The organism is Magnetococcales bacterium (genome assembly GCA_015231175.1).
Classification (GTDB): Bacteria; Pseudomonadota; Magnetococcia; order Magnetococcales; family DC0425bin3; genus HA3dbin3.
The window spans coordinates 1-25,707 of record JADGBZ010000050.1 but is presented as its reverse complement, the minus strand read 5'-3'; the positions used below and the strand labels follow the sequence as shown (position 1 = coordinate 25,707).

21 protein-coding genes are annotated in these 25,707 nt (G+C 54.0%); 10 read left to right on the top strand and 11 right to left on the bottom strand.

Annotated features, from left to right (window positions below; translation table 11 throughout):
- Nucleotides 1-71: 71 nt before the first annotated feature.
- The 4 genes from HQL63_10930 to rfbA form a co-directional block, all read right to left on the bottom strand.
- On the bottom strand, nucleotides 72-938 hold the full coding sequence (locus HQL63_10930; GenBank protein ID MBF0177341.1) for a chemotaxis protein CheR: 867 nt from the start codon (nucleotides 936-938) through the stop codon (nucleotides 72-74).
- A 16-nt stretch (nucleotides 939-954) separates the two neighbouring features.
- Complete coding sequence (locus HQL63_10925) at nucleotides 955-1,383, bottom strand: DUF420 domain-containing protein (GenBank protein MBF0177340.1); 429 nt, start codon at nucleotides 1,381-1,383, stop codon at nucleotides 955-957.
- An 11-nt stretch (nucleotides 1,384-1,394) separates the two neighbouring features.
- On the bottom strand, nucleotides 1,395-2,348 hold the full coding sequence (locus tag HQL63_10920; GenBank protein MBF0177339.1) for a flippase-like domain-containing protein: 954 nt from the start codon (nucleotides 2,346-2,348) through the stop codon (nucleotides 1,395-1,397).
- Between the two features lie 81 nt (nucleotides 2,349-2,429).
- Nucleotides 2,430-3,320, bottom strand: coding sequence for a glucose-1-phosphate thymidylyltransferase RfbA (gene rfbA / locus HQL63_10915; GenBank protein MBF0177338.1), 891 nt, complete (start codon nucleotides 3,318-3,320; stop codon nucleotides 2,430-2,432).
- 121 nt (nucleotides 3,321-3,441) lie between these two features.
- On the opposite strand from rfbA, the gene HQL63_10910 reads away from it, so the two are divergent.
- The 3 genes from HQL63_10910 (at nucleotide 3,442) to HQL63_10900 (ending at nucleotide 7,230) form a co-directional block, all read left to right on the top strand.
- Nucleotides 3,442-4,698, top strand: a complete 1,257-nt coding sequence (locus HQL63_10910; GenBank protein MBF0177337.1) for a M48 family metallopeptidase — start codon at nucleotides 3,442-3,444, stop codon at nucleotides 4,696-4,698.
- Nucleotides 4,699-4,716: 18 nt separating this feature from the next.
- Nucleotides 4,717-6,486: an EAL domain-containing protein gene (locus HQL63_10905; GenBank protein MBF0177336.1), complete on the top strand. Its 1,770-nt coding sequence runs from the start codon at nucleotides 4,717-4,719 to the stop codon at nucleotides 6,484-6,486.
- 120 nt (nucleotides 6,487-6,606) lie between these two features.
- Complete coding sequence (locus tag HQL63_10900) at nucleotides 6,607-7,230, top strand: 3'-5' exonuclease domain-containing protein 2 (protein MBF0177335.1); 624 nt, start codon at nucleotides 6,607-6,609, stop codon at nucleotides 7,228-7,230.
- 86 nt (nucleotides 7,231-7,316) lie between these two features.
- Here the strand turns inward: HQL63_10900 and HQL63_10895 are convergent, their stop codons facing one another.
- Nucleotides 7,317-8,111, bottom strand: coding sequence for a hypothetical protein (locus HQL63_10895; protein ID MBF0177334.1), 795 nt, complete (start codon nucleotides 8,109-8,111; stop codon nucleotides 7,317-7,319).
- 302 nt (nucleotides 8,112-8,413) lie between these two features.
- On the opposite strand from HQL63_10895, the gene HQL63_10890 reads away from it, so the two are divergent.
- Together HQL63_10890 and HQL63_10885 are read left to right on the top strand one after the other, a co-directional pair.
- The gene (locus HQL63_10890) at nucleotides 8,414-9,121 is read left to right on the top strand and encodes a hypothetical protein (protein ID MBF0177333.1); all 708 of its coding nucleotides are present in this window, start codon (nucleotides 8,414-8,416) and stop codon (nucleotides 9,119-9,121) included.
- On the top strand, nucleotides 9,103-10,188 hold the full coding sequence (locus HQL63_10885) for a hypothetical protein (protein MBF0177332.1): 1,086 nt from the start codon (nucleotides 9,103-9,105) through the stop codon (nucleotides 10,186-10,188). The genes HQL63_10890 and HQL63_10885 overlap by 19 nt, the downstream gene beginning before the upstream one ends.
- Nucleotides 10,189-10,292: 104 nt before the next feature.
- On the opposite strand, the gene HQL63_10880 is transcribed toward HQL63_10885, so the two are convergent.
- Together HQL63_10880 and HQL63_10875 are read right to left on the bottom strand one after the other, a co-directional pair.
- Nucleotides 10,293-10,958 carry a phosphoribosylformylglycinamidine synthase subunit PurQ gene (locus HQL63_10880; protein MBF0177331.1) on the bottom strand — a complete coding sequence of 222 codons (666 nt, stop codon included), beginning with the start codon at nucleotides 10,956-10,958 and terminating at the stop codon, nucleotides 10,293-10,295.
- A complete protein-coding gene (locus tag HQL63_10875; protein MBF0177330.1) occupies nucleotides 10,955-13,762 on the bottom strand; it encodes a hypothetical protein in 2,808 nt (935 codons plus the stop codon). The genes HQL63_10880 and HQL63_10875 overlap by 4 nt, the downstream gene beginning before the upstream one ends.
- A gap of 344 nt (nucleotides 13,763-14,106) precedes the next feature.
- Here HQL63_10875 and HQL63_10870 point away from each other — a divergent pair, with 344 nt between their 5' ends.
- Nucleotides 14,107-16,458 carry a phosphoenolpyruvate synthase gene (locus tag HQL63_10870; protein ID MBF0177329.1) on the top strand — a complete coding sequence of 784 codons (2,352 nt, stop codon included), beginning with the start codon at nucleotides 14,107-14,109 and terminating at the stop codon, nucleotides 16,456-16,458.
- A 190-nt stretch (nucleotides 16,459-16,648) separates the two neighbouring features.
- The gene (locus tag HQL63_10865; GenBank protein ID MBF0177328.1) at nucleotides 16,649-17,647 is read left to right on the top strand and encodes a polysaccharide deacetylase family protein; all 999 of its coding nucleotides are present in this window, start codon (nucleotides 16,649-16,651) and stop codon (nucleotides 17,645-17,647) included.
- A 105-nt stretch (nucleotides 17,648-17,752) separates the two neighbouring features.
- Here the strand turns inward: HQL63_10865 and HQL63_10860 are convergent, their stop codons facing one another.
- The 3 genes from HQL63_10860 to HQL63_10850 all read right to left on the bottom strand — a co-directional run bounded on the left by HQL63_10860 (nucleotide 17,753) and on the right by HQL63_10850 (nucleotide 22,255).
- Nucleotides 17,753-18,544, bottom strand: coding sequence for a class I SAM-dependent methyltransferase (locus tag HQL63_10860; protein ID MBF0177327.1), 792 nt, complete (start codon nucleotides 18,542-18,544; stop codon nucleotides 17,753-17,755).
- A gap of 25 nt (nucleotides 18,545-18,569) precedes the next feature.
- Nucleotides 18,570-20,357, bottom strand: a complete 1,788-nt coding sequence (locus tag HQL63_10855) for a sulfotransferase (protein MBF0177326.1) — start codon at nucleotides 20,355-20,357, stop codon at nucleotides 18,570-18,572.
- A gap of 113 nt (nucleotides 20,358-20,470) precedes the next feature.
- A complete protein-coding gene (locus HQL63_10850) occupies nucleotides 20,471-22,255 on the bottom strand; it encodes a sulfotransferase (GenBank protein MBF0177325.1) in 1,785 nt (594 codons plus the stop codon).
- A gap of 129 nt (nucleotides 22,256-22,384) precedes the next feature.
- Between HQL63_10850 and HQL63_10845 the strand changes: the two genes are divergently transcribed.
- The 3 genes from HQL63_10845 (at nucleotide 22,385) to HQL63_10835 (ending at nucleotide 24,904) form a co-directional block, all read left to right on the top strand.
- Entirely contained in the window at nucleotides 22,385-23,044 is a 660-nt protein-coding gene (locus tag HQL63_10845) for a gamma-glutamyl-gamma-aminobutyrate hydrolase family protein (GenBank protein ID MBF0177324.1), read from the top strand.
- A gap of 43 nt (nucleotides 23,045-23,087) precedes the next feature.
- Nucleotides 23,088-23,858 carry a phosphocholine cytidylyltransferase family protein gene (locus HQL63_10840; protein ID MBF0177323.1) on the top strand — a complete coding sequence of 257 codons (771 nt, stop codon included), beginning with the start codon at nucleotides 23,088-23,090 and terminating at the stop codon, nucleotides 23,856-23,858.
- Nucleotides 23,859-24,121: 263 nt separating this feature from the next.
- On the top strand, nucleotides 24,122-24,904 hold the full coding sequence (locus tag HQL63_10835) for a HesA/MoeB/ThiF family protein (GenBank protein MBF0177322.1): 783 nt from the start codon (nucleotides 24,122-24,124) through the stop codon (nucleotides 24,902-24,904).
- Between the two features lie 162 nt (nucleotides 24,905-25,066).
- On the opposite strand, the gene mobB is transcribed toward HQL63_10835, so the two are convergent.
- Nucleotides 25,067-25,597, bottom strand: coding sequence for a molybdopterin-guanine dinucleotide biosynthesis protein B (mobB, locus tag HQL63_10830; protein ID MBF0177321.1), 531 nt, complete (start codon nucleotides 25,595-25,597; stop codon nucleotides 25,067-25,069).
- Nucleotides 25,598-25,707 lie beyond the last annotated feature (110 nt).

Here is a 25,707-nt window from a genome sequence, read left to right as displayed (position 1 = left end):
GACCCCGATTCATGGCTTGCCTGCACATCAAATCAACACGGTTGAGCCACTAGCCATGCATCGCACCGCCTCTATTTCGGAAGCTGATAGATGGTGGGGGCAACCTGGACCAAAGGCACCTTCAGATTGTTCAAGGTCTCCGAGTGGCCGACGAACAGGTATCCCCCCGGTATCAGATGGCGGCAAAACTTGTTGACAATCGCCTCGGTCGTGGGGCGGTCAAAGTAGATGATGGCGTTACGGCAAAATATCACGTCGATGCGATCCCTGAGTCTGTAGTCGGCATCCATGAAGTTGAGCTGCTGAAAACGAATCATGGAACGCAGTTCCTCCCCCATCTTGACCATGGGTTTCTGGGGATTTTTATTCTTCAGCATATATTTCTTCTTCAAGTGCATCGGCACAGGAGCGACTTTTTCCATTTCGTAGATTCCCATCGCCGCCTTTTTAAGAACCTTGGTAGAGAGATCGGTCGCCAGAATGTTCGCATTGAAGTTTTTGCCGGTCGCCACCCCAAATTCCTTGATCACCATGGCGAGTGTATAAGGTTCCTCACCGGTTGAGCAGGCGGCGCTCCACACCATGAGACGCCGTTGCAAACCCGCCCCCACCGTCTGAACCAGCTCGGGCAGAACGGTCCCCTTCAGATACTCAAAATGGTTGGATTCCCGAAAAAAATCGGTCTTGTTGGTCGTGACGGCGTCGATAAAATGGATCAACTCCTCGCCTTTGTGGTGCGGATCGAGGACCAACTCGACATACTCCTCGAAAGAGCCCATGTGCAAAGTTCGCAGGCGTTTTTGAATCCTCGCGGTAAGCATGGTCTTTTTGGACATCGGCATGAGAATGCCGGCCTGCTGATAAATAAAATCACTGAGTCGTTTAAAATCCTTGTCGGACAATCCAACGTTCCGGGAGGGCGCATCGTAGGCGTTCATGGGGTGCTTTCCAGGCTCAGGGATAGGGTAGATGGTGCGTCATCAGGTAGACCACGAGGCCCGTCGTGGAAACATACAACCAAACAGGCAAGGTCTTCCGGACCCATTGGCGATGTTCCGGCCACTGTTGCCGATAAGCATGCCGCAGGGTTTGAAAAAGAAGGGGCAACAAAACGATGGCCGCACCCACATGGGAGATCAGAATGGTGAAAAACACGGGGCGCAACCACCCGTGGCCTGGAAATGGCCGCATGCCGGAAATGGCATGATCCAGCAGATAGAGAAACAAGAACACCACGGAAAACGCTGTCGCCCCCAACATGCACCGCCGGTGAACAAGCGCATGCCCGGAACGAATGGCCCCCACACCCACCAGAATGACGACCAACGTGATACCTACAATCACCGCTTCCATGTGCGGCAAAAGGGCCAGAATGGAATACATGATCGTTGCCCTCAGGTTGACTTGGGTTTGAAACGCAAAAGATCGCCACGATCCAACTTTGTCCCGAACAGAATGACCAGACTCACCACAATCGTGGGAAATATCTGGATGAAGTGCAGGCCCAACCCCACGGCCAGGGCCGTCTCCTTGACGACACCGAACCAACCCAGAGAGAGCACGATGGCCGCCTCATAGACGCCCAATCCCCCGGGAGAAGATGGAAGAGAGACACCAATGGAGGAGACGACAAACACCGCCGCCACCTGCGCCAAGGTCAGATCCAACCCGGCAACCCACTGTAAAAAGACAAAAACCATGATCGAATAGGACACCCATGCCAGCAAGGTATAGAGCCCCAGCACCAGCAAAAATCTCCACCCAAAGCGGTCTTGCAGTTGGTCCAGAATGGCGGCAACGAATTGTTTGAGGCGCGGCAGGGGAATCAAATGCAACAACAAGCGTGAGACCGCCGGAAAATAATTATTCAGAATCAAAAAAACCCAAAATCCGCCCACAACCATGGTCAATGGTACCAGCAACAGGGATTTACCCAAAAGATAGGCCGTCACAACGCCAAAGAGCAATACGGCGTTCAAATCAAAAAATCTCTCCCAAAAAACGATACTCAAACCGTGGCTCATGGGAATGTTGGCCTTTTGACGAAGGAACGATACCTTGGCCAACTCTCCCAGTTTGGCCGGAAAAATGTTGTTGAGGCCAAGACAAAGAAAAACAGCCTGCATCGAAAGAAAAAATCGGGCGCGGTAGTCGGTCAGAAAGACCAACCGAACGGCTGGAACCAGCAATGAGAGCAAAAACACACCCTCGGAAACCAGCACGCGCCAAAGGTCAAAGCTGCGGAAAATGCTCACAACCTGTTGGATGTCCAATCCTGGCAGCAGGAAAACCAGACACACACCAACCAGAGCAGCCCGGACGGTGAAAGAGAGCGCTTTTTTTACCATGGCAACAGTGATCCCGATCTGTCAATAAAATGGGGCCGAACCTCAACCAAGCCGACAACGCTCATAGGGGTCGGATAGGCATCATGCAACAGGGTTGCTGTTCTTTGCAAGATCAAGAAGATATCGACCATAACCCGAAGAGGGAAAACGTTGGCCACATGCAGCCAGATCCTGCGTGGAAATCCAGCCTTTTCGCCAGGCAATTTCCTCGATACAACCGATGCGCAACCCTTGACGTCCCTCTATGGCTGCGACAAAGTTGGATGCCTCCAGCATGGATTGTTCGGTACCGGCATCGAGCCAGGCGTGGCCACGACCCAGCATTTCGACTTGCAGCTCTCCCCTTTGCAGATAGGCGTCGTTCACGTCCGTGATCTCCAACTCACCACGCGGGGAAGGTTGAATGTGCTGGGCAATGTCCACCACCTGATTATCGTAGAAATACAAACCAGTAACAGCCAGGTTCGAGCGTGGATGGGCGGGCTTCTCCTCCAGGGAGATGGCGCGCCCCGTGTCATCCACTTCGACCACGCCATATCGGGTCGGATCCTTGACCGGGTAGGCGAATATGGTGGCGCCAAGCGTGCGGCTCGAACACACCTGGAGCCGGTGTTGCAAGGCATGACCAAAAAAAATATTGTCCCCCAAAATCAGACCGACCGAATCGTCAGCAATGAACTCCCGGCCAATGATGAATGCCTGAGCCAGACCACCCGGATGAGCCTGCTCGGCATACTCCAGACGCAAACCCAATGGAGGCCCCTCACCCAACAACTGCCGGAAACGGGGCAGATCGGTCGGCGTGGAAATGATCAGGACATGCCGCACATCCGCCAACATCAAGACAGATAAACCATAATAAATCATTGGTTTATCGTAAATAGGCAACAGCTGTTTGGAAATGGGCAAGGTGGCAGGATGCAAACGGGTTCCACTGCCACCAGCCAAAATAATTCCCTTTTTCAATGTCATTCCTCAAAGTGGAAAAAGTTGACGGTACGCGCATGCACCCACGCACAAAAAAATCCAAAACTCCCCCCTGGAGCCCAACACAAACCCGCCAAGAGAACGGTATAGCACAGATAGGGCAAAAATGAACACATATGGCTGGATCATCCTGACCACACTGATTGCCGGGTTCATTGTAGATTCAATCGCCCACATGCTCAACCTGCGTTCCTTGCACCAAGGGGTGCCGGAAGGGTTTGCCACGGAAGTGCCCCACGCACAATACCATCGCCACCAAGAGTATGTGCGGGCCCAAACCCGGTTGCACCTGGCCCAAAGCACCTGGGATCTGCTTCTGCTGCTGGGGTTCTGGCTGGTTCACGGCTTCTTCTGGCTGGATGCAACCGTGCACAACCTGGGCTGGGGTCCAACAGCCTCGGGCCTTCTCTACATCGGCATTCTGTTGCTGGCCAACCGACTCCTCTCCCTCCCCTTCTCCCTGTACGCAACCTTCGTTCTGGAAACCCGGTTTGGCTTCAATCGCACCACCCTGGGCACCTGGCTGACGGATCTCATCAAAGGGACACTCCTCACCGTGGTCATCGGCGGTCCCATTCTGGCTGGCGTCCTGCTGTTGTTCACACGGTTCGGACCCCATATCTGGCCAGGAGTGTGGGGCATGATCGCTGGTTTCATGCTCCTGATGCAACTGGTCGCGCCAACCATGATCATGCCCCTGTTCAACCGATTTTCCCCCCTGCCGGAAGGAGATTTGCGCACCACTCTCCTGGATTACACCCGCCGTGTCGGCTTCCCCGTGGCTGGCATCGCAGTGATGGATGGCTCGCGGCGCAGCACCAAAGCCAACGCCTTTTTCACAGGCTTTGGCAAATTCCGCCGCATCGTCCTCTTCGACACCCTGGTAAAGGAATTTGCGCCAGCCGAATTGAGAGCGATCCTGGCCCACGAGGTGGGTCATTGGCGACAACACCACCTCCTGAAACTCCTCCTGCTCAACCTTCTGAATCTGGCCATCATGTTGTACCTTCTCTCCCTGTGTTTGACGTTGCCGGAACTCTTCCACGCCTTCTACGTGGCTGCCCCCTCCGTGCATGCGGGCCTGATTTTTTTCGTTTTGCTCTTCACTCCGGTGGAAATGGTTCTCTCTACCCTGCTAAAATGGCGATCCCGGCAGCATGAATTTGCCGCCGACCACTTCGCGGCCCAAACCTGTGGTGATGGGTCGGCTCTGGTTCGTGCCCTGAAAAAATTGGCCAAGGATCATCTCGCACATATGACACCACACCCGCTTTATGTTCTCCTCAACCACTCCCATCCACCCCTGATCGAACGGGTCGGCAAAATCCGTCTCGCCATGGGGCCAACAGGCCATGCTGGATAACCAACAGAGGGGATTGGAATGAGCCATACGACAGCAGGAAAGAGCGGCCCGGTCCCCAAAATGGCCAACAGCCGGAAGGGTTTTTTCAATTCTCGTCTGCTCGAAGTGGTCCTGGGAGAGAGTCAGGATGGCGTCCTGGTGGTGGACTGGCTCGGCAACATCCGCCGCACCAACCAATCCTTCTGCCACATGACGGGGTATGGCCCATCGGATCTGGAAGGCCGCAACATTCTGCGCTTTCTGCGCCAATGGCAACACGATGCCGATTTCCTGGAAGAGATGCTCGACGAAATCTGGTTCAGTGGCTTCTGGCAGGGAGAAATCAACCCCCATCGCAAAGACGGCTCGCCATTTCCCGCACGCCTGCGCGTCAATGCCCTGTTGCCCGAACAGGATGGAGAAAGGGTCCGATACCATGTCGGTCAATTCACCCGACTTGCCAAAACACGACAGGTATCCATGTCAAGTTCACCCCCGGGATCAGGGGTGGACAAACTGACCGGATTGGCCAATCGGCTGCTGTTCGAAGACCGGCTGCAACAATCCCTGACCCAGGCCAAACGGCGCAACCGAAGTGTCGGTTCCATGTTTGTGGATCTGGACCGGTTCAAGTTGATCAACGACTCGCTGGGCCACGCCTTTGGTGATCGCCTGCTCGTGGAAGTGGCCAACAGGTTGATCCACTGCCTGCGCACCAGCGATAGCGTAGCCCGCGTCGGCGCCGACGAGTTCGGGCTGCTGCTCACGGAAATCGACGATGGCTCAGGCGCCATACGCAATGCCGGTGTCGTGGCCCGCAAGGTCTACGAAGCCCTCTCCGTCCCCCTGAGCATGGATGGCCAGGAAGTGGAAATTTCCGCGGCCATGGGCATCACCCTCTTTCCCCAGGACGGAGAGGATGCCCAGGAAATGATGAAAAATACCTTTACCGCCCTGGCCCATGCCAAAAAAAAAGGACGCAACAGCTACCAATTTTTTTCCGCTGAAATGACCGAAACCGCCCGCCGACGGTTCGACCTGGAAAATCGACTGCGGCACGCCGTCGATCGGGGCGAGATGCGCCTGTATTACCAACCCCAGGTCGACCTCAAGACGGGCAAGGTGATCGGCGTCGAAGCCTTGGTGCGTTGGATGCGCGAGGGCAAACTCATCTCCCCCGCTGACTTCATCCCCATCGCCGAAGAGTCTGGTCTGATCGTCCCCATTGGCGAATGGGTGCTGAAAACAGCCTGCCAACAGATTGCTGCATGGAGAAAAATGGGGCTGCCGCCCATACGGGTCGGCGTCAACCTCTCCGCAGTCCAGTTCAAAAAACAAAATCTGGCTGCCGTCGTGGAACAAATGTTGGCAGAGTACGAGATTGATCCCTCGCAACTCGATCTGGAAATCACCGAAAGCGCCATCATGGAAGATGTGGATCGTGCAGTAAAAATATTGAATCGCATCAGCCAGATGGGCGTCAAACTGTCCATTGACGATTTTGGCACAGGGTATTCGTCCCTGAGCCAATTACGGCTGTTTCCCTTCAAGGCCCTGAAAATTGATCGCTCCTTTGTCCGCGATATCAGCAACAATCCGGGCGATGCTGCCATCGTCAGCGCCATCATCGCCATGGCCCACAGCCTGGATCAAACCGTCATCGTGGAAGGATTGGAGACGGCAGACCAACTGACCATCCTGCGCAATCTGCGCTGCAACGAAATGCAAGGATTCCTGTTCAGTGCCGCTATCCCAGCCGATGACTTGACCGACATGTTGATAGAGGGCCGTCAACTTCCAGCTGAATAAATCCACCTGTGCCACTCGCAACATATTTTTCCGGGTCAGATTCGCTGCTCCAGAATTGCCTGGACCGCCTGTTTGTGGTACCAACTGAGCACGGATTGGCTCTTGGCGAAAGGATGATTCATGAATGCCTCTGGCATACCCGAGCAGTACGCCCGGAAATTGACCAGGGAGGAGACCAACCGCCTGCCCATCAAACGATGGCAAGGGCCGGTTCGACTGGTGCATTCGGCCAAAGAGATCACAGAGGCGCTTCACACCCTTGAGCAAGAACGGATCCTGGGATTCGATACCGAAACCCGGCCAGCCTTTCGCAAGGGCGTTTCCCACCAACCTTCGCTGATCCAACTCGCCGGCGCCCAGGAAGTCACCCTCTTTCAACTGCATCGAATGGAGGACTTCACCCCGTTGATCCATCTTTTCAGCCGGGAAGAGGTTCTGAAGGTCGGGGTCGGGCTTGATCAGGACATTCGCCAGTTGCAGCCCCTCTTCCCCTTTGAACCAAAGGGTTTCGTGGATTTAGGGGCCGTTGCCGAGCGCGCCGGCATGGAAAGCCGGGGATTGCGCAGCATGGCTGCCACCCTGTTTGGGTTCCGCATCTCCAAACGGGCCCAGTGCTCCAATTGGGAAACACCTGACCTGCAACCCTTTCAGGTTGAATATGCTGCCACGGATGCGTGGATCAGTCGGGAAATTTTTTTGATGATGGAACAATTGGGGATCGTAGACCCACCAACACGCCCATGAACCCCCGACAACCACAAAACGAACCCGGAAAAACCCCGTAAAGACAACACCCCCCATGATCGCGAATTGCAAACAGTCTGGAGGAGTCACCACACCCGTGGCTTGAAAGCGGCATCGTTGGCCATCTGCACCGACTCCCCCGACTGGACGATCACGAACAACCCCTCGTTCATGGCATGCCGGTTGACGTTCTCATCCATCACGATCCCGGCAACGGCCCCCATCACACGCCGGTCCGCATACTCCGGAAAAAAATCCTTGAACTCCGCCAACCTCTGCAAATGCTCCTGAACATCCTCATGGGTCAACCTGCTTTTGACCTCCACCAGGGCCACGCTGTCCGAATTGACCACCAATAAATCAATCTCCATGTGACGATTGCCGGGCAGCTTCGCCTTGATCCGCGGACTCACCTTGTGAATCGGTATCCCCCGCTCGGCAAACAAGGTTTCACAGGCCGGCGCCACCAAACCCTCCACAAACTCCCCCCAGCGACCACCCAATCTCCCAATCTGCTTGGAAACCTCCTTGATTTTCCGGTCGGTCTCCTGAGATTGCCGATCCGTCTCCTGAAATTTCCGGTCAGTCTCCTGAAATTTCCGGTCAGTCTCCTGAAATTTCCGATCTGTCTCCTGAGATTGCCGTTCGGTCTCCCTGAACATCCGTTCGGTCTCCTGAGATTGCCGTTCGGTCTCCCTGAACATCCGTTCGGTCTCGGCACTGTTCTCCCGTATGATCCGCATGGTCTCCTGCAAGTCACGAAGATTGCTCGCCATGTGGGCATCCCATCGGGCATCCCATCGGGCATCCGCTTCCTGCATCAAACGGTTGGTCTCCTGAAACAGTTTCCAGATATCATCAATGGTCAGGGTTTGTGGCATGGGAGCTTCCCCCAGTAAAATGTTACACACGCATTGCCCGGTCATGTTACCACAACTCGTATGCAAAGGCATCCTCCAACTTGTTGCCACGCCGCCATGCAGGCAATGACAATTATTTTTCTGCTGCAATTTTTTATTAATTTTCCGAAAAAAACAGGGCCATTGGTATCATATTATATTACAAACTTATAATATATTTCAGTTTTTAACAGCATTGACTTGCCATCGAAGCTGTCATATACTGCCGTGCGTGGAGTCGGGTTGCGGTGTGGTTGATGTGAGCACAGCCTGTGAGGGGTTCAGTGTTCGTTAAATATATAAAGGATATTTTGGAAATCTTAAAGGATGCTGGAAGGATTTTCGAAGGGATCGAGCCGGCAGTAAAATCTATAATGCGTCTCAGTCCGTTCAAAGGAGTCCAAGACTACAGGGGCAGTCTATACAACTTCTTCGCGTTTGTGTTCGCGATGATCGGCGCTTTCATCCCGTGGGGTCAGCCAATAAGGGAATACCACTCGCACGTCCATATATTTGGCATCTTGGCAGGTATGATTGGCCTGTTTTTGTTCTATTTGGTGGGGCTTAAATACAATTATAAAAGAAAGGATTCTTTAAATTATTTCATGTTCTCCATAAAAGTACTCCTATTCACCGTTTCGATCTTCTCCATCTCTCTTGGTTGTTCTTATTGGGTTTTTATAAGACACGGTTCTTACGACATCTACGGCAAAGTCGTCAAGATGGATGGAACACCAGTTGATCAGGCGCAAGTCATGGTCCTCATTGATGGAGAAACATTGCACTCAAGAACAGATCGATTTGGGGAATACAGATTTGTCGTTCGCAATTATTTGTATCACACAGAAACGCAAATTCATTTATGCGAGAACGAGAAAACATCCAACTTTCAGTATGCTTCTTATGGGGACACCACAAATCCATCAAGAACTGTCAGGATGGATAAAATAATCATCAAAGATGGGGAAGAAAAATGCCGCTCAATAAAATAATTATCTTGTTTTTAACTCTATCTATTACAGCAAGCGCTTTCGGTACAGAAACAGGTAATAATGATAAAAATATAAAGCTAGAAGGTTACGCTGTAATAATTTCAAAAAACTCCGGGGATAGGGTTAACAGTGAAATTAACGTATTCAGAGAGTGTCATAACGATGGGTCGGTTGAAGTTGCCAAAAAGCCAGAAAATGTCACGATAGAAGAAAGCAAGAGAATAGGACAAAATGGAAAATTTTATATTCGCGGCACACTTGAAGATAACGATATCGAGAAAACGAACGATATCGTTATAAAAGGGAAATGCGCCGGATATTTTAATCTGGAAGATGAATACGAAACTCGAAAACCTGGTATTTTTACGGGCTTAAAAATCCAGTTTCGCCCCCCAGCGAATGCAGCCGACCATCATTTTAGTTTCTGTGAAAAAAAATTCTACGGCAATCGCAATAATATAATCTCTCTTTCTGGCAACAGGGAAATTGACAATGATGAAGGGTTTCAATGCCTAAAACGAATCATTGACGAATACTACCCGGAACATAAAAATGCACGAATTGATATGGCAGACATTCAAAGCATAGCAGGAAACTATGAAAAATGCAACAATTTGTACGATGAGTTACACAAGATGACAGGAGACTCGAAATACTTGATTTTAAAATTAATTTGCATTGAAGATGGAAGGCAAAAGGGCCAAATGAGTCTTTCTGACGCAATCAGAGAGGTCCATGTTGCTTCAGCAGATTTTGATATTAACAAAAACGAAAAATATTATGCAACAGTTGTGCGAATCTGGCTTGATGCATTTACTGATCAGTATGGAAAAAACGCTGACCTTAATGCAATAAACAAAACCCTGGATGCCGACAAGAAACAGAAGGATGCATGGAAAAATCTGGTAGATTTTAGCAAGAGACTGGTTGAAAAACAAAACCTGGCATGCCCAAAACAAACAAAGGAATTTTTGTGTCAATACGGAAAAATATCGAAGGCACTAGGTAGAGGGTACTATGATTCTTTCGTGAAAATTCAACGAAACTTGAACGAACAGTCGCCTTGATAGATTTTACAAGAGAGCGCTCCACCGCCCTGGAGGGGGGAGGAGTTGATCCCCTCCCCCCTCCCTTGTCAGCGCGGCTTTATCGACTCAGCCCATGTATACCCTCACCGCACATGCTCCACCGCGTTGCGAAAAATGGTCATGTTTTTTTCGTCCCGTTGCGCCCGCTCTGGGTGATTCATCATGCCCAGAACAAATCCGTCCAGGGTGGTGATGCCGGCAATATCCTCCTGGGAACCATCCGGGTTGAACACCGGAGGATACCGAAGTGCAGGACGCCATGCGGTTTGGGCAGAAAACAGCAGCCGACCCTCACCATGGGCACAAGGAAATCGCAACGTGGCGTTCTCCAGGCCGCGCAGCCAAAACGTCCCATGCCCTTCCGCCACATGATGGGTCTGGTGGGGACGATCCAGAAAAGTCCCCCGCCTGTTGCGGGTCAGCACCACATCCTGCCCGAACAACCCAAGCTCCATACCGGTCTGGAACCCATTGCAGATGCACAGGACCGGCTTTTTCCTCAAACGCTCGGTCAGACCGGGATCGTGCGCCAACAGGGTATGGGCCGCCACCAGCCCGGAACGGACGTGATCCCCATAGGAAAATCCGCCTGGCAAACACACGATGTCGGCAGCGTCGAGACGCTCCTCACCACTCATGACGGCATGAATGTGAACCATGTGCGGCGTCGCCCCAACCCGGGCAAAAGCCAGGGCCGCCTCACGATGCGAGTTGGTACCGGGGAAAAAAGCGATATGGACACGGATCATGCCGCCAAACCCTCCTGAAAGCTGCGTTGCCAAAGGTTGATCGCCGACGACAAGAGAACGATCCGTTCACCAACCCGAACGCGGCAGGTTTGGTTGGTGATGTGGCCCAGCACCTGCGGTTGCAATCGTGCATCCAACCGGGAGAGATCCTCGGGAGCCACCTCCACCAGGGCGCCACAGCGATGCTCCTGAAAAAGGAAAGCCCCATCCACTGATGGATCCGCGTCCAAATCCACGCCCATGTCACTGGCCAGCGCAGTCAGGGCAACCCGGGCCAATATCCCACCCGCTTCAACAGGCACCGCACTCCGTATCACCCCTGGGGGAACTGCCTCCAGGGCCGTCAGATAGAGCGCGGCTGCTTCGACATCCAAAAGATCGATACCCCGACCCGGCAAACCCATCACCCGGGCAAACAGGGTTCCAGCCGGAGCAGGCGTGGCGAGACCGATTTGCACGAGCAGATTGCCGGGCGTGGTCCAACAGTTGGGCCGCAATGCCGCCACATCCGGCGCCTTGCCAACCGCCGAGAAAAATACCGCAGGCGGCACATGGATCATACCCCCATCCGGCAGGCGCACCGACCCCGCCGAAGAGTCCTTGCCGGAAATAAACGGAATCCGCAGGCGACGGGAGAGCTGTTCCAACTCCTTGACCATCGCCACCAGCCAATAATGTCCATGGGGATGGCGATCCGGGGTGTAAAAGTTGTCACACAATCCGATATCCGCCAAACGGCAGCCCGCCAGAACCATCTTTTGCAGCATGGCCATGAAACCCTGCCGGGCGGCCCGCTGTGGATGGCAAGCAAAGAGCCACGGCTCGAACCAATAACCGAATACCGCCGCACACGGTTGCTCCGGCAAGGGCACACCCGCCCAATAGGTCGAAGGAACCTGGAATCGGGTGCCACAAGTCGGACCCTGCCAGCTCCATCCCTGCACCGTCGAGTCGTATTGTGACGTGGCAAACGACTGATCGGCAAGGCGTAAATCCCCGAGAACCCCTTCCAGCACGATCGCCAGACGATCACCCGGAATGGAAGGCCAAGGGTCGGCAGGGAGATCGGGATCTTCGGGGGGAGTCACCTCCAAGGTCGGCAAGGGGGAGTCGGCAATCTCGCTGTAGGAGAGATCCATGCCAACCTCCCCGGCAAGAGGGAGATCACCACCAGGAGTTGCCACCACCCTCTCGCCATCAAAATCCGGATCATGCACCACCGTCAAACGCCCCAGGCCGGTAAAACGTCCAATGACGGCATGCCGCACCAGATGACGCTCCAGGATGGTGCAGCACAACACGAGCTTTTCCGGCGGAACGGCCAAGACCATCCTCTCCTGGGATTCGGAAAGCAGGATCCGCCACGTCGCCAGGCCGGCGATCTTGAGGGGCACAAGGGCGGTATTGATCCAAACCCCCACCGGCTCACCCATCTCCCCCGCCGCGCTGTTGAGACCCGCGCCACCCACATCGGTGATGGCACGGATGCAATCGGCATCACGCAGTTCGAGGATGGCATAACGAAATTTGATCTGTTCCAACGGCGAACCGATCTGGACAGCGCTGTTGTCCATACTGGCCCCGGCAGAACTGGCCGAAGCGCCGTGAATACCGTCGTTGCCGGTCAAACCACCAATCAGCAGGAGCAGATCATTGGCCAAGGGTCGTCCTTTCAAAGCCCGGTCACGCGGCACGATGCCCAATGAACCCCCCAGGGCAAAAGGCTTGCCCTGGTAATCGGGATGAAAATCCATGCGGGCCTGCATCATCGGCACACCGAAGGTATTCCCATACTCCTTGATGGCTTCGATGGTCTCCAAGGCAATCTGGCGGCTGGCAGGTCGACCAGGAACCACGACCGGAACATGCAACGGGCCTGTGGCGGTATATTCGAAAGAACCAATCGGATCAGCTCCCTGACCAGTGCCCAGGATATCACGCAACACCCCGCCCAGTTTGGTCAACTGCCCAAAATAGGGAGCCAAAGCCGTTGGACCGTTGTGGGTCTCCGCCTTGATGACCAGACAGTGGCCCGCATAAAAATCCCATACCCCGGCGTTGTCCACAAAGGCGCTCACCACGTTGGGATGGTGCATCTCCCGCGTGGCGTTGGCCAGCAAACCCAGCAGATTACCCAGGCTTTTCCAAGTGGTATGGAAACAGTGATCGCTCCACCGGGCGTCCAGGGACTCCAAAACACAATCGGTCAGACTGCTCAACCCGAGGCGGGACTGCATCGCCTGGATTTTCTGCATTTGTGGCAAAGTCAGGTTGCGGCCATCCGCCACACCCACGGCGGCCAGTTCTGGATCCGACAACCCCCGCAAATCCCAGGTACGAGCCAACTCCCGGTTCCCCTGCGGCGTAAGGTGAGCAAAATGCGGCTCGGCGTCGAACATCTCCTGAATCTGGGCATTGAAAACCGTGCTGCGCAATCGCCCTTCCAATTGGGGATCCCGGGTATGGTAGGTGCGTCCCACCTTGCCAGCCAGGGCAGGCAAACCATGACTCTGGCAAAGCTGAACCAACGAATCATTCTGGTTGTCAACAATCCCGCGTTTGTAGAGGATCAGGAACCCCTCCCCCCGCTGCAACGGTTGGTCATGGGTTCCATACTCCGTCATCGGCTGACTGAGCAGCGTGACCAGGGCATTCCGTTCAGGAACGGAAAGCTCACGGGCAAACTCCAGATAGTAATCGGTGGTGATTTCATGACAATGGATGGCAAAGGCCGCAGGTCCAGCCTGGGCCGATGCCGCACGTCCCGGTTCACGTCGATGAATGGTGATCTTGTAGACAGCCACGCATGCCTCTCCAATACGGGGTGGGGGTAAGCAGGTTGCGGCAACTCTACCACACTCTCCCCCCATTCAACACGATCCAACCCAACAATGCGGCGATCTCCCGCATTTCGGTTGGCGTATTTTATGCTGGTGCTTCCCTGGTCATGGCCAGTCAAGCTGGCAAGAGTCGAAAAAAATGCGACCGATCGATGAAACCGGGCGCCCGAAGGGCGGCAGCATGGCCAAAACCGGAAGAAAATGCCCACAAACGACGGGAAAAAGTTGCCCGCCCAAAGTGTGGAGTACGCGCTTACCACCCGCATCTGGATGACCCAGAGTACCTGATATCACAGCAGAGGTATCCCATGGCAGCTCAATTCGGAACCAAGGCGGAAACATTGGCGATGCTGGAGAATCGCATCAAAAATGCCCGAATTTTGCCTCAGCACTGTTTCACCGCCAGCCAGTGGCGACAGACTCCCAAGAAAGTCTTGAAGCGCCTGCTGGCCACGCCATGGTCCCTGGGTCCACTCATCGTGCGCAGCTCCGCCCAGTCCGAAGACACGGATGCCACCTCCATGGCCGGTCACTTCACCTCGGTGGGCAACGTGGTGAGCCGGGATGGCCTGAGCGCAGCCATCGAACAGGTCATGGCCTCTTTCCCCTTCAACTCGCAAGAGGATCAGATTTTTGTCCAACCTTTTTTGACCTCCGTGCAGATGAGCGGCGTGGCTTTCACCCGGGATCCCAACAACGGCGGCCATTACTACGTCATCAACTACGATGCCGATTCAGGTGGCACGGACAGCGTCACCTCGGGGAGCGGCCAACATTTGCAAACCCGCTTCCTTGCACGCAATGCCCCGTCGCCGCCGCCGGAACCCTGGGGCAGGTTGCTCCTCCTGTTGCAGGAGCTGGAAACCCTGTTCGACCGGGATGCCCTGGACGTGGAGTTCGCCGTGGCCAGTACCGGTGATCTGTATCTGTTCCAGGTGCGTTCCCTGCATCGGGCGGGAGGATTTCTGGCCCATGCACAGGAACACCAACAGGTTCTGCAACAGATACACCGAAAAATCACCACCCACACCCAACCCCACCCCTATCTCTTTGGGCGGCGCTCCATATTCGGCATCATGCCCGACTGGAATCCAGCCGAAATCATCGGAGTCCGTCCCCGGCTTCTGGCCCTCTCCCTCTACAAGGAGTTGGTGACCGATCAAATCTGGGCTTACCAGAGGGACAATTATGGCTATCGAAATTTGCGCAGCTTTCCACTGCTGATCGATTTCGCCGGCCTCCCCTATATCGACGTGCGGGTCAGTTTCAACTCCTTTGTGCCGGCGGACGTTCCCGAGGGACTGGCCGAACGCCTGGTCAACCACTACATCGATCGCCTGGAGGAGAATCCCCACCAACACGACAAGGTGGAGTTCGATGTCATCTACTCCTGTTACACCTTCGATCTGCCGGAGCGACTACTGGTCTTGCACGATCATGGTTTTTCCCGGCAGGAGATCAAAACCCTGGAACAAAGCCTCCGGAAATTGACCAACCGGATCATCGGTGAAGAGGCCGGTCTCTGGAAAGGGGACATCACCCGGGTTCTGGGATTGGAAGAGCGTCTCAACAAGATTGTGACGAGTGAACAGGATCTGCTCAGCAAAATCTATTGGATCCTGGAAGATTGCAAGCGTCACGGCACCCTCCCCTTTGCCGGTTTGGCGCGTGCGGGCTTCATCGCCGTACAGATGCTCAAATCCATGGTCCAGGTCGGAACCTTGTCCGCCAGGGACCACACGCTGTTCATGGCATCCCTGCAATCCATCAGTTCCCATATGGGAAAAGATTTCCACACCTTGAGCCAGAAGGCGTTTCTTGAGCGCTACGGGCACCTGCGGCCAGGCACCTACAACATTCTCTCCCCCCGCTACGATGAAAACCCGACGCTCTATTTTGACTGGGCATCCCGGAACCACTCCGGCAAACCAGGCAAACCGGAGTGCCACGAACACCAGGAACCCTTCTCCCTGACCTTGGGCAAAATGCAAGAGATCCTGAGCATGTTGAAAAAACATGGCATCGATCACGACGTTCTCAGTCTGTTCACATTCATCCAGGGGGCCATCGAGGGGCGGGAGCAGGCCAAGTTCATCTTCACCAAAAGTTTGAGCACAGCCTTGCAGTTGCTGGAAGCGTATGCCAAACAGTTCGGTTTCACGCGGGAAGACCTCTCCTTCGCAGACATTGGCGTAATCCATCGACTTTACTCCGGCAGCGAAGATCCGGCGATTGCCCTGGCCAACTCGATCGCCGAGGGACGCCGACGCTATGCGATCACCCAAAGCGTTTCGCTGCCACCCCTGATCGTGCAACCCGATGACATCTACCACTTTCAGGTTCCGGTGGATCATCCCAACTACATCACCCTGGAAAATGTCGTGGGCGAGGTCGTCCGCGAGGACGTTCCCCACGAAAAGTTGAAAGGGAACGTGGTGATGATCTCCAATGCCGACCCCGGTTATGACTGGCTCTTCTCGCACGGCATTGGCGGATTCATCACCGAGTTTGGCGGGGTGAATTCCCATATGGCCATTCGGGCCGGAGAGTTGGGTATACCAGCTGTCATCGGAGCCGGGGAGATCCTGTTCCGCGAATGGTCGCAAGCCAGAGTCCTGGCGATGGATTGCGCCAACAGACAGGTGCGCATCATGGTGTAAACAAAAGGGTGGCTATTTGGCACCCTTTACAAGAAGAGCTTGGATATGGAGGCCTTTGTCAGGGCTTCGCCCCGAACCCCACCAGGACTCTGTCCTGGATCTGCAAGGGAACCAGCCCCCTGGACCCCGATTCGTTGCCGGGTGTTGATATAGTGACAACAAAAGTGACTGGGATGGATAAATTGTCAACATGTTAACGATTGTCATGTACCACTATGTGCGCGACCTGCCCAACACGCCATGGCCCGGCATCAAGGGACTGTTGACGCGCCACTTTGACGGGCAACTGGACTATCTGCAACGTCACTATGAAATTTGCAGCCAGGACCAATGCATGGCGGCGCTCACCGACCAAGGCGCGGCGTTGCCGAACAACGCCTGTCTTTTGACATTCGATGACGGCTTGCGAGACCATTACGATGTCGTTTTACCCCGCCTCCTGGCACGCGGGTTGACCGGCTGTTTCTTCCCGATCGTGGAGGCGGTGGAGAACAGATGGGTGATGATCGTCCACAAAGTGCATCACATCCTGGCCGGCAGGGTTCCCTTGGAGCAGTTGTTCGACGAGCTGTTGGCGCTGCTGGCCATCGGCGAGAAAACCCATGCCCTGCCCCCCGTTGGTGCGCTGCTTGCCGCCTGCAACCCCGGAGCAGCCCGTTATGACGATGCCCGCACCATCCAGTTCAAACGCCTGTTGCAGCAGGTGTTGCCACGCGATGCCGCCTGGGAGATAACCAGCGAGCTGTTCCGTCGGCATGTCACCGAGGACGAGGCAGGCTTTGCCGAAGAGCTTTATCTCTCGAAAGAACAATTACGAACGATGATCGACGCCGGCATGAGCGTAGGAGGTCACGGCGTGCGACACAACTGGATGGAACATCTCTCCCAAGCCGATCAACGGGACAAAATGCTGCGTTCCCAGGAGTTTTTGACCCGGATTCACGGCGCCCCCCCCCAGGCGTGGATCATGAACTACCCCTACGGAAGCCATGATGCCCGAAGTGTCGCAGTGGCGCGGGAGATCCCGGGCTGCCGCCTCGCCTTGACGACCCGGCCAGGCTTGGTGACCGATTTTTCCCACCCCTACCAACTCCCCCGGCTGGACACCAACGATCTCCCCAAGCAAGGAGATGCCCCGCCCTGCGCGTGGACCCAGGCGACCAGGGAAGGGCGCCGCCCTTCCCCCTAGTGGACCAACCGACATGACTTGAAGTGTTCACTTTTCGTGACCATTCCGCCCTCCCACTCCAGCCTTTGGCCTTCCTGATGACTCGTTCGACCATTCCCCCCACGCCTACCCCACTTTCCTGGCGGTCCAAAGCCTGGTCTGGTAGGTCGTTTCGATGTGGGTGAGGTGAGCGACACTTTTTGCCACATGATCCATGAACGCAGAGAATCTCTCCTCTCCCGCCTGGACCCGAACATCGTTCACAGACCACCAGACACCCAGATATTGTTCCGGGGTCAGGCTGACCTTGTGGAAAGCCTCCATATAAACCACATCAGTAAAGTCGGTACGTTGGCGCAACTTTTCTGTCAAGGAGTGGGTCAGGCCAGCACGCCCTGAAGAAACCCTGGAAAGTTCCGGAACCATCGCGTGCAACGTGGCCTCAATACCCTTCAGCAGTGGCGAGTCTTCCAGGTAACGGGGGTTCCAAAGGGCGGCAAAACGCCCGTGTGGACGCAGGAGGCGGTGGAATTCTGCCAAGCCACGGTCAAAATCGACCCAGTGGAAAGAAGACGCCATGGTCACGAGGTCGGCGGAAGAACGCGCCTCCCCTGTCTCCTCTCCCTTGCCCTTGCGCCAGATGATCTCCTGCGTAGTGCTCTGCTTTTGGCCAACGGTACGCATATCATCGTTGGGTTCGACAGCCACAAGGGAGTGCAGCCCCCTTCCAGCCAACATGCGCGTCCAGATGCCCGTGCCGGCCCCCACATCAATCACATCCAGGTCGGAGGTGGGTTTGTCCAACAAATTCAACAAGGCAACCAAGACACTTTCCGCATATGCGGGTCGAAATGCGCCGTAATTTTCAGCAAGACCGGTAAAATCACCATGTCGCAACCCTGGTGCTGTATGATTCATGGCAAAGGTATCCTCCGCAGTGATTTTATAAACGGTTCTCCTGGAACAGAATATCGACGATTTGCTGATGGGCAGCCCATCTTCCCTGGTCAATATGCCCATCCAGTTGCGCCAAACTCTGGCCGTAGACCGTCCACAATTGTTGCGAATGGGGGAAAAAGCGCAACCCCTCTTCAACCTCCTGCAACGCCTCCTGCCATCTTCCAAGAGATAATAAAGATTTCCCCAGGTCGCAATATGACTGCTCTTTGGTTGGCATAAGATGTTCCGGGAAAAAAGCCCGGCAACTTTTTTTGAGCAAAACGCTGGCCTTCTCAAATCCAGCTCGACTACTATCCTTCCTGATTTCGTTGTAGGAAGACACCCACAATAAGGGACCGAAATCAGGAAATCGACACTCCCCTTTCTGCAACACTTCATCCATTCCATCATAACGGTCGGATAATGTCATAAACAACGCTTTAAAATATAAAAAATTGGGTTCACCCGGAAACCTGTCAACAAGCTTGCATAGACAATCAAACACTTCATCGTCACAATCATTTTTTGAGATAACTCCATCAGCGACTGCAATATAATAGTTTATAGCTCTTTTACAGACATTATTAAAACCAACCGATACACCCTCCTCCAACAGATCAATAACATCCGCTCGACCACGATATTTTGACTGTTGCCAGGATTGCCATAGAATGCTTCTCAAGGAGCCCCATATTTTAAAATGGAGCCTGTCGACCTTGCAAAATATCTTCCATTCAAACCGGAATGGAACAACAATCAAACACAGCATAAAAAACCGAAAAAAACGGCTTGTAAACAACATATTATGCCTGTATCCCCAATGAACCTGTCTTTCATAGAGAAATGCGTTAAGCCGCAAACGATCAAACCAACTAAAATATTCGTGATAAACTCTATGCAGCGGAGTTTGATCAAATCCGGTTATAACATCACCAAGATGCGGATTGATACTCCATTGTCTCTTTCCTTCAAAGGTGGTTTCCAACAAACAATCATCCCAGGCGATTCCCAACCAATGGCAAATCTTCTGCATGGTTTCTCTCGGTCTTGTCTTTATATCCTCAAACCGAACCGCACGGGTGCGATCACGATAATCTGCCAACGGATACACACCACCCAGCATAATTTGATGAAACTGCGAAATAATATTCAAAATAACAGAGTCGTCTGTTTGATTCTTGGCGTTATATTTTAATATCTTCGGAAAAATCCAGGTACGCATGATGGACCCGAAACTTTGTAACGGGTCGCGAATCATAAACAGGAAAAGCAAGTCAGGAAAACTCGTTATCAAAGCAGGGGCATTATCAGCATCCAGGTAATGCAATTGATAGACTATAATCATATCATCACGGGCATTCCTGCCAAGAGATATATGATATGCAATATGCAAAGCTTTTAAATATACACCTTTATCCATAAATTCGACATTTTCACGCATGATTCGGGTGAAATTGTTGATAAAGACAACAGGGTCAACACCAAGATGCTCGCGACCATCACGCCCCATTTTTACAAAATCAACCCCGTTGCTATACAAACTTGCGTGTCTGGTATCAAACATGCTGCAGAAACAGTCGAGAAACATCATAACAAAGTGATTAATCTTTCCCATGTCAACCTTACCACTGACATCAACATAGGAGTCATAAAATTGAGCCAGACTGCCAACATTTCCAGCAATTGTGATAATCTTCGGATGCCCTTCCAGGAGTGTCTGGACCAACTCGCTTCCGCTCCGCCCATAATAGATAATCGCGAGCACCTTTTCGGGTAATTTAATCTTTTTCATATGGACACCCGCCCTCAAACCATGCCGTCAAGCCAAAAATTGATATCAAAAGCAGCGATGCGGCACCCTTTCAAAAAAAACTTTGCCATGAAAATTTTTTCGGAACTTCATGTCTAAGCTTTCGACTGAAACAAGGTCTTTATGATGTCCTGTACATCAGCCAACCTTTGCTGATCCCCCTCCGGCCCCAGACGCTCCAGACAGGCACAAAGAAAAGACCAAAGCACTTCGGAAACCGGAAAGAAACGCACACCCTGTTCAGCCGCTTGCAAAGCTTCCTTCATTCTTCCTTGGGCCATCAACATCTTGCATAAGTCGACAAAAACCTGCGCCTTGACCTTGAAGAGTCTTATGGGAAAAGTCATCCGGGAAGCCTCGCCGAGTATTTCCGCCACCCTTTTGGTTTTTTCCAGACTGGCTCCACCCTCCGTCAAAGCTATGTGGGCTGCAACCCAGAGCAGAGGACCAAACTCCGGAAATTTCTGTTCGGCAACCAACAAAACCTTCTTTGCTTCGTCCAATCGACCACACTTGGATAGAAAAACGGCTTGATAGTATAAAAAATCCGGCAGATGAGGAAATCTGGCAACCAGTCGACGTAAAAACGAAGAGGGTTCCTCTCCTTTCTCCGTTATCACTTTCTCAAGGATTGCCGAATAGGCGTCGATGACCTCCTCTGTTTCCAGGTTGAACCCGACAGGTGTATCAGCCTCCAAGAGTGGAATATCCGGATAAAGATCTTGCAGCCTGGAACGATGCCAGGCTCGCAGTAAAATTCCCCGAATTGAAAACCAAGTCTTGATGCGGTCCTTTTCCAGCACCCGCATATGCTCTTTTTCAAAACGAAACGGGAAAAAAATCATGCACAACATGAAAATTTGAAAGATACGATTGGAAAACAGGGCTGGAGGATCGTATCCCCACCGAGTCTCTTTTGTGTTGAGACATGTACGTAACCGCAGACGATCAAACCAGCTGAAATATTCGCGATGCTGCCTCTGCAAAGGAGCCTTGTCAAAACCCGTAATAACCTCATTCAAGTATGGCCCCGATGCCCAGGCCTGTTTTCCTTCGGTTGTCGTTTCCAGCAGACCATCGTCCCAAGGAATGTCAAGCCAGCGACAGACCTGTTCCATGGTCTCTTTCGGCCTGTTTTTGATATCCTCGAAACGAACCGCCCGGGAGCGATGCCGGTAATTAAACAACAAGGGAGTGCCACCCAGGAAAATGTTTCTCAATTGAAGGATCAGCAAGGGAGGAACACTCTTGATGGATTCGGGTGCGACACCCGGTTTCGACAACCTGGGCGTCAGCCAGGCCCGCATGATCGATCCCAGACTTTGCAAAGGGTCGCGAACCGTATGGAGAAACAAGACATCTGGAAAATCCTTGACCAACTCATCAGCCAATCCGGGGTCCACATAGTGCAACTGGTAGGCGATGACCATGTCGTCCAGCAAATTCCTGCCAAGCGCCAAGTGAAAAGCCACATGCAGAACCCTGAGATAGAGACCCTTGTTAAAATCCTCCCGATACTCCGTGATCAAATCTGCAAATACCTTGATAAAAATAACGGGATTGACACCACAATATTCATCGTGGTTTTTTCCAATTTTACTAAAAGCGACCGCATCAACATTATATTCGCTGGAATGCCTCGCATCAAACATACCATGAAACACATGGGTAAATTCTTTCACAAACACCCTCACATCAAGCCCGCCTGAATCGGGGTATTTTTTAATGAATGTCGCATGAAACTCGGATAATTTATTAATGTCTCCCGATATCGAAATGATGTTGGGATGCCCCTCCAAAAGGGATTGCATCAACTCGCTGCCGCTCCGACCATAATGAAGAATGGCAACGACCTTCTCGGGAAGCTTGAATCTTTGCATGGGACACCTGGTGGAAAAATGAGAAAATCGCCAATCCGTTGCGTTACCAAGTGAAAAATTTTATCGTCTTCGACACACCGCTCCGCAAAAAATGCCTGCGCAAACATCCCGGCGGCAGGTCAAACACGCATGGTTCGTGCCAAAATGAAGCTGATTGCCGTAACCCAGAGGGTTGACACACATCCGTCCGTGTCCGAGCGGCGCGATGCCCTCGACCAGCGCTGGGTGGCGTTTCTGCGCATCTGCGGATATCTTCCCCTGCTCCTGCCCAATCAGGCCGAGAGCGCCCTTGCTCTGTTGGCAGCCTGCCAACCCCAGGGCCTGCTCCTCACTGGAGGCAACACGCTGGCATCCCTACAGGGCGACGCCCCCGAAAGAGACGCCACGGAAACAGGCGTTCTCCACTGGACCCGGCAACAAAGCCTTCCGGTTCTCGGTGTTTGCCGGGGCATGCAGTTTCTCCTCGACCAGTTTGGAGTTCCCCTGAAAAAGGTGGCCGGCCATGTGCAGCCGGTGCAGGAAATCCTCATCCACAGCTGCCGGGCAACCGTCAACAGCTACCATGAGTTTGGCGCACAGGTTGATTCCAGCATCCAGTCGCCAACGGATGCCGGGTTCCCCTTGCAGGCAGGATATGCGCCCCTGCACGTCTGGGCATGGACCGATGACGGCGTCGTCAAGGCCATCCGCCATGCGCATGAACCCATCTGCGGCATCATGTGGCACCCGGAACGACTCACACCCTTCCGAAGTTGGGATACCCGTTTCTTCAAGGAGTTTTTTGGATAACCATCCAAATTCAATACCCATCCAATTGGAGGCCGTTTTTGCCATGGACACCAGAGGCATCATTCTTGCCGCCGGTCGCGGCAGCCGTATGGGAGAGTTGACAACAGCACAACCCAAATGCCTGCTCTCCCTGGGCGGGCGTACCCTCCTCGATTGGCAGTTGGCCGCCTTCCGGGAGGCAGGCATCCACCAGGTCGCTCTGGTGACCGGCTATCAGGCGGAGTCGCTGGCCGACAAAGCGCCCACGTCCTTTCACAACCCCGACTGGGCCGCAACCAACATGGTCGTCTCCCTGACCCATGCCCGGGCGTGGTTGCAACAATATCCCTGTGTCGTCTGTTACGCCGATATCGTGGTGACAGCACCCATGCTGCAAAAATTACAGGCTGCCCCGGGAGAGTTGGTGATCACCTCACACCAATGTTGGCGCCAAATCTGGGAGGCCCGCTTTGCCAACCCCCTCGCGGACGCGGAAACCTTCCGGGTCGATTCCAACGGCACACTCCTGGAAATCGGCGGACGCACGGATGATATCAACACGATTCAAGGCCAATTCATGGGATTGTTGTACTTCCTCCCATCCGGATGGCAACGTGCGGAAAAATACCTGCAAACACTGCCGGAAGATGTGCGCAGGCGGCTGGATATGACCGGTCTGCTGGCCCGCCTGATTCAACAAGGGTGGCAGATCGGCACCGTGGCGGTGGATGGCCTCTGGATGGAACTGGATCGGGCCGAAGACAAAATACTCTACGATGCCTGGTTGGCAGCCGGTGATTCCGGCATTTTTCACTGCCAAGGCACAACACCATGACATCAGCTTCCGACCATGGCTCCATGCCTGATCAACACCCCAGGGCCATCGCATTTGGTAGCTATTCACCACCTGGCCACGAATTGGGGTCCAGGGGGCTGGCTCCCTGGCGGGTCCAGGACAGCGCCCTGGCGGGTCCAGGGCAGCTCCCTGGTGGGGTTCGGGGCGAAACCCTGACAAAGGCTTTCCTCTCCAGGCTTTTCTTGCAAGGGTGGTGAATAGTCACCTTTTTTTCAACATCCTGTTCAGCCCCGAGTGTACCGATGACCCAAAATTTTTCTCTGGAATCCCGTGCCGTGCGCGAACGCTACTCACGACAAATGTTGCTGCCGGAGATCGGAGAGGCCGGCCAGAAACGACTGGCAAACTCCACCGCCCTGATCGTAGGCGCCGGAGGATTGGGCGGTCCCGCAGCCTGCTTTCTGGCCGCCTCGGGCGTGGGAGTCATCACCCTGGTTGACGGAGACCGGGTGGAGCTGTCCAATCTGGGCCGACAGATCATCCATGGCACCGACCGACTCGGACAGGCCAAAGTAACCTCGGCAGCCTCCTCCCTCCGGGCGCTCAACCCGGAAATCCGCGTGGAAACCGTCGATGGCTGGGTGGATGAAGAAAATGCCGAAACATTGATCACCGCCCACGATGTGGTGGTCGATGCCTGCGACAATTTTTCAACACGCTACCTGCTGAATGCCCTGTGCCATCGGATCCGTCGTCCCCTGGTTACAGGGGCGGTCCTGGGGTTTGACGGTCAAGTGACCCTTCTGCAATCCGGGTTGGATCCAACCTCCCCCTGCTACCAGTGCCTCTACCCTGAACAACCGGACGCCGCCGCCAACCCAACCTGTGCCACCGCCGGCGTGGTCGGCGCCCTGGTAGGGGTGGTTGGATCCCTGCAAGCCATGGAAGCCCTGAAAGTTTTGCTCGGCATCGGCAACACCCGGGCCGGCGAAACCCTTCTGATCAACCTGCTGGATGGCATCTTTCATCGGGTCAGGGGGGTGCGCCTGCCGGAATGCCCCGTCTGTGGCACCCCATCACCATGAAAAGGCGAAGAAAAACTTGGACAAGAAAGCCTTGGTCAGGGCTTCGCCCCGAACCCCACCAGGAGGAAGGGCGCACCCCTTCCTCCTGGACCTCCATCCCAGTCTTTCAATCGTTTTTTGGGTGGGTGCTGAACACGGAGTTGAGGAACGGATAGGCGCGGTTCAACCAGCGGCATACCCTCCGATGAACGCCAAAATAAATTCGGCCACACTCCCCGGGTCATCCAGGGGCAGCAAGGGAACCCCGGGTAACGCCTCGGGAGGCGGTTTGTCGCATGCCACGGCCACAATGTTCTGCCAGGAACGCTCCCGCCACGCCCGTGCCGCAGTAGACCGATAAATGGCAATCTTGGGGTGGGGATGATCCAGATAACCCTCCACCAGAATCAGGTCGTGACCAGCCAGACGGGCAAGATGCTCCTCAAGACCAGGAGCAGAATCCCGGGATTGCTGAACCATGAACCATAAACCTGGTCCGGCAAACAACACACTCTCGGCGCCAGCGCGGCGAAACCGATGCGTATCCTTGCCTGGCACGTCTGGATCAGCCGCATGATGTCCGTGTTTCAGCGCCGCCACCCGCAACCCCCGGACATGCAACACCTCGATCACTCCCTCCATCAGGGTGGTTTTTCCAGTCCCACTGGGTGCAGCAAAGCCGATGACGTTCAACTCCCCCCCCTGTTCGCACATCCCCTGATATCCAGGTGGCCATGCCACTCTAAATAAAACGTAACTATTCAGCACACTTTCAAGAAAAGCCTGGATATGAAAGCCTTTGTCAGGGCTTCGCCCCGAACCCC